Annotated in this window: 3 protein-coding genes and 1 pseudogene; 1 reads left to right on the forward strand and 3 read right to left on the reverse strand. The window is 70.5% G+C overall.

Annotation, left to right across the window (positions count from 1 at the left end; genetic code table 11):
• Positions 1-835 (reverse strand): annotated as a pseudogene (locus FV220_RS23825) (lipopolysaccharide biosynthesis protein); the annotation flags it as partial.
• 332 nt (positions 836-1,167) lie between these two features.
• On the opposite strand from FV220_RS23825, the gene FV220_RS23830 reads away from it, so the two are divergent.
• Positions 1,168-2,706: a right-handed parallel beta-helix repeat-containing protein gene (locus FV220_RS23830; protein WP_147833458.1), complete on the forward strand. Its 1,539-nt coding sequence runs from the start codon at positions 1,168-1,170 to the stop codon at positions 2,704-2,706.
• Here the strand turns inward: FV220_RS23830 and FV220_RS23835 are convergent.
• Complete coding sequence (locus FV220_RS23835) at positions 2,684-3,538, reverse strand: FkbM family methyltransferase (RefSeq protein WP_147833459.1); 855 nt, start codon at positions 3,536-3,538, stop codon at positions 2,684-2,686. The genes FV220_RS23830 and FV220_RS23835 overlap by 23 nt on opposite strands.
• Positions 3,539-3,590: 52 nt before the next feature.
• The coding region (locus FV220_RS23840; RefSeq protein WP_210245971.1) for a thioesterase domain-containing protein at positions 3,591-5,366 on the reverse strand (1,776 nt) is incomplete at its 5' end.

Here is a 5,366-nt window from a genome sequence, read left to right on the forward strand (position 1 = left end):
GGCGCGCCTCGGCGGCGAGCCGGGTCTGGCGGGCGGCGGCGAGCTGGGCCACGGCATCGCGCACTTCCTGCTGCGGCAGGCTCATGCCCTGCGTGCCGCCCTCCACATAGCCGGTCTGCCGCCTGTAGCGGTCGACGGCCGCCTCGGCGGTCTCGAGCTCGCGCCGGCTCTCGCCGATCTGCTCCTCGAGCCAGGTCCTCGTCCGCTCGGCCGCCGCCACCCCCATCTCCAGGCGGTTGCGCAGATAGGCGTCGACCACGGCGTTGACGATCCGCGCCGAACGCTCCGGCGAGGTCGAGTTGTAGGACACGTTGATCAGGTAGGCCCGCGTGTCGTTGGTCACGGTGAGGTTCCGCGAGACTTCGCGGGTCACCGCCTCCACCGAGGCGGTGGAATCGGCGGGCTCCTTCGCCGGTCCGGGCAGTACCGTGGAAAGGATGCGGGAGACGAGGCCCGGCCCCCGCGCGAAGGCCGGGTCGTCCTGGAGCTTGAGGTCCTCGACCGCATGTCTGACGGTGGCCAGCGAACGGATCACCCGCGCCTCGCTCTCGACGATGGCCCCGGCATCGAGGCTGGTCGCCGCCTGCTGGTTCGGCGACGTGGCCTGTGAGGCGGCGACGCGGCTGAGATCGACCTGGATCAGGGATTCGGCGCTGTACTTGTCGGGCAGCGACCAGCAGATGGCGGTCGCGAGCACCAGGGCGGCGGCGGCGAGCCCGACGATCACCCGGCGATGCCGAAGGATCGCGGTGAGGAACCCCAGGGTCTGGGCTTCGTAGGTCTGGCGGAGCACGACGCTGACCCCGCCCTTGGAGTGGTCCAGAACCCGGTTCATTCGGTCCTCGTTGATCGTAGCAGGCGCGACGCTCCGGTCGGGGGATCGGCCGTCTTCCGAGCATCCGGTCCGTGACGGCGGAGCTTGCATGCACCACCCGGCCGATCCGCCGTCTGGTCGGGGCGATTGAGCGGGATTTCGACTTCGCTTGGGAAGTGAGATCACGGACTAACCCGTTCGCCCCCCTGCTCTAGACCGTTTTTCGTCTTCCTTTCCGCGAGCGGGAACCCGCACAGTTTCGCAGAACCCGGCACAGGGGCGGCGGCGTCGGAATCTCGACACGGCCGTGACTGTCGCGGCGGGCGAGAACAGCGTCCCGAAGGATCGGACCGGTGCATGACCGCTCGGCAAAGGCCTCACCGCCGGCGATGCCCGCCGCCCGCTCCCCTCACCGGGCGGCGGGAGCCATGAGGCGGCGCGCGCTCCGCCTTGCGCTGCCCCTGGCCGGGCTGATCCTCTGGCAGGGGGGCGACCCGGCGCGGGGAGAGGGCGCGGAGGGTGCCTGCCCCGGCAAGGCCGTGCGCGTCGCCGCCGGCGAGTCGATCCAGCGGGCCGCGATCCGCGCCGGTGAGGGCGGGACCATCTGCATCGGCGCAGGCCTCTACCGGATGCAGGAGATCGCGCCCTTGCGCGGTCAGACGTTCCTCGGCGAGCCCGGCAGCGTCCTCGACGGTTCGCGCATCGTCCGGCAGTTCGAACGGGCGGGTCCGTACTGGTCCCTCACCGGATCGTACCCGCGCCATGCGGGCGCCGGCCAATGTCGCGGCGGCGGCTCGCTCTGCCTGCTGTCGCTGGCCGTGTTCCTCGACGGCCAGCCGCTCACTCGCGTCGCGTCCCGCGGCGATCTCGGTCCCGGACGTTACGTGGTGGAGGCGGCGGCCGGCCGCGCGATCCTCGCCGACAACCCTGAGGGACGCCGCGTCGAGGTCAGCGCGGCGCGCTTCGCCTTCCGCAGCCGGGCCGCCGATGTGCGGATCAAGGGGCTCGTCGTGGAGAAATACGACACGCCGACCCAGATGGGGGCGATCCGCGGCGGCGACGGCACCGGGTGGCGCGTGGAGGATTCGCAGATCCGCCTCAATGCCGGGCTCGGCGTCGATGTGGGCTCCGACGGGGCGATCACCGGCAGCACGATCGAGCGGAACGGCCAGCTCGGCGCGGCCGCGCAAGGGCGGCGGATCCTGATCGAGAACAACCGCATCGCTTGGAACAACACGGCCGGCTTCGACCCCGAATGGGAGGCCGGCGGCCTCAAGATCACCCAGAGCCAGGAGGTGGTCCTGCGCGGGAACCACGTCCACGACAATGCGGGTCCGGGCCTCTGGTGCGACATCGATTGCCGCGACGTCCTGTTCGAGAAGAATACCGTGGAGAACAATTCCACCGCCGGGATCTTCTTCGAGATCTCCTACGACGCCGTGATCCGCGGGAATACGCTGCGCTTCAACGGCGCGGGCCATCCGGTCTGGTTCTGGGGAGCCGACATCCAGGTGGCGGCCTCGAGCGGCGTCGAGGTCTCCGACAACACCATCACCGTCCGGCCCGACGGCCGCGCCATCGTGCTCGTCGACCAGGGCCGCGAGAAGGACGGCGGCGGCTTCTACAGGACGACCGGAAACCGCGTCCACGACAACCGGATCCTGTTCACCGGCAGGGGCAGCGCCGGCGGCGTCACGGATACGAACGAGGCCGCCCCGAATGCCCGGATCATCGAGGAGGGCGGCAACAGTTTCGACAGGAATACCTACGCCGCGCCCGCCGACGTGAAGCCGGTCTTCATCTGGGGGCGGACGCCCATCGACTATGCGGGTTTTCGCGAGGCCGGGCAGGAGAAGCTCGGCCGCCTCGTCACGCGGACGGCACCACCTTGAGAAGCCCCCTCGTCGGCCAGTGCGACGTGTCGCCCCTCGCGGATGCGGCGCGGGACTTGAAGAGCATCAGGTTGTCGCCCGACAGGATCATCTCCCGCCGCTCGCGCAGGAGGATGTCCTGCAGCGGAAAGCTGGTTCCGTCGCCCGGCAGCATCCAGTCGTGCGGTTCGACGATGATCGCATGTGGCTCGGAGACCCAGCCGATCTCGCCGGAGAACACGTCCTTCTCGAAGCCCTCGACGTCGATCTTGACGATCAGCAGCTCGCCGTTGGGGATCAGGTCCTTGAGTTCCGCGATGACGGTGATCGGGATGCCGTGGTCCGCCCGCTCGGTCCGCCCGCTGTCGGCGTCGCCGTTGCCGTGTTCGAGGTTCACGCAGCCGCTCCGGCCGCCGAGGGCGGTGGGGACGACGCAGATGTTGGGGCAGACCTCGGTGTTCTTCCGGCAGACGGCGAGGTTGTCCTCGTCCGGCTCCACCGCCAGCACGACGGCCCTCGGATAGGCCCGCGCGAAGTAGCGCGCCGCGATTCCCACATTGGCGCCTCCGTCGATGACGATAGGCGTGTGTCCCGCCGCGCAGATCCGCTCGTACTCGCTCCGGGTGGCCGCCCCCTGGCGGACCCGGTCGAGGTCGTAGACCATGCGGCCGAAGACGGATCTCAGCACCTCCATGTCCGGCGTGTGCGGCCGGATGTAGAACGCGCCGTGGACCGTCCGGACCAGACGGGCCTCGCGGGAGGAGGCGCGGCGGTGCAGCCCGCGCAGGAGCACGGGCAGGCCGAGTTGTTTGACGTCGCTGTAGTGCCTGTAGGCGCGATCGACGAAATCCATCTGCGGTCTCCCTGCCGGGCACGGGGTGTCGTCGATCGCGGAACGGGGCGGATCAGGCGCTCTTGCGCACGGGATAGTGCATCAGGCCGTCGAGCCTGCGCCGGAGGATGCCGGCGAGCTTGTCGACGGCGGGCTCCTGGAACAGCGTCTCGTGCGTCGCCGCGATCTTGTGGATGTCGATCCCCCCCCGGACGAGGCCGCCCCAGCCGAGATCCGGCCCGGCGAGGAGATAGGGGACATACGCGTCCGTCGAGCGGAACAGCAGCATGCTCCCCGCATAGGGCTCGGGCGTGTAGCGGCCCTGCGCGACGAGATAGGCGTTCATGATGAACTGCGCGCGGTACATGTCGGGGATCGGGACGTTCGGGTCGAAGCGCTCCCGCGCGAATTCCGCGGCGCGGCGGCGGCGCTCGATCAGGCGGGACGGCCAGCCCAGCGTGTAGCCGAGGCTCCAGCGGCGGACCGCCCAGAGCCGTTCGACGGTACTGTGCTGCTGCGCGACGCTGGTGGTCGACAGGGTGTCGAAGAGGACCAGGAGCGCGATGGAATAGCCCGCGCGGGTCAGTTGCTGCGCGACCTCGTAGGCGATCACCCCGCCGCCGGAATAGCCCGCGATCCGGTAGGGACCGTGCGCATCGACCTCGCGGATGGCCGCGATGTAGGAGGCCGCCATCTCCTCGATGGAGTCCAGCGGCGCGAGCCGCCCGTCGGCGCCGCGCGCCTGCAATCCGTAGAAGGGCTGGTCCCGGCCGAGGCGCCGGCTCAGCTTCTCGAAGTTGAGGACGTTGCCCTGGCCGCCATGGATGCAGAAGATCGGGGCACGGGTGGGCACGCCCCGGCAGATCTCCACCAGGGGCGACCAGGCGACGGCCGGCATCGCCAGCACCTTGTCCGACGCCGCCGCCCCTTCGGCGCCGTCCGCCGCGGGTTCCGGGGCGATCATCCCGCCGACCAGGCTCGCCAGTTGCCGCAGGGTGGAGGCGCGGAACAGGGTGGCGATCGGCAGGTCCACGTCGTGGTTCTTGCGGATGCGGGCGAACAACCGGACCGCCAGGAGCGAGAACCCGCCGAGCTCGAAGAAATCGTCCTGGGGACGCACCGCGGGGACGCCGAGCAGGTCCGCCCAGTACCCACCGATCTGGCGTTCGATCTCGCTCGCGTAATCCGCCTCGCCGCTCTCCGGCCAGGCCGAACGCTGTGCCGCCGGCGGCTTCGGGCGGATCGCGGACAGGGCCTCCCGGCGCAGGTCGGACAGGGCGATCGACGACGCGACGATCCCGGCGCCCCGGCAATCGAAGACACGGCGGAACAGGTCGGGAGCGTCCGCCGCCATGATGCCGGCTTTCAGCCGCGCTTCGAGGCTCGGCGGATGCGCGTCGGCCTGCGAGGACTTCACGGCGCGGGACACGCTCTGCAGGGTGAAGCCTTCGAAGACGGCGAGCGGCACGCCGTTCACATCGCCGATGACCACGTCGAACCGGGCGGAGGCGCCGTGCTGCAACGCCGTGAGCCGGGCGTGGCTGCGGATCCGGCAGGGCCAGCGCCCCGGCGCGATCCGCATGCGCTCGATCGAGGTCGGGACGTAGACCATGTCGTCGGCCGGGGGCGCGAGGAGATGCAGCCCGAAGGTGGTCGCGATATCGGTGAGCGCGGGATGCGCCGTGATCCCGTCGAGGTCGCCCGCGAACTCGGCGGCCAGTTCGAGTTCGGCCACGGCCTCCCAATCGCCGCGCTCGATCCAGCGTATCGTGTGCCAGCGCGGCCCGAACGTCACGGTCTCGCCCTGCGGGAAGCCGAGGCCCGGAAGCGCGTGCACCCCCTCCCGGCG

The organism is Methylobacterium sp. WL19 (assembly GCF_008040005.1).
GTDB lineage: Bacteria > Pseudomonadota > Alphaproteobacteria > Rhizobiales > Beijerinckiaceae > Methylobacterium > Methylobacterium bullatum.

What these genes read in the sequence shown, in the direction of transcription:
- FV220_RS23835 (WP_147833459.1), bottom strand. Translation starts at nt 3,538, where the DNA reads ATGGATTTCGTCGATCGCGCCTACAGGCACTACAGCGACGTCAAACAA.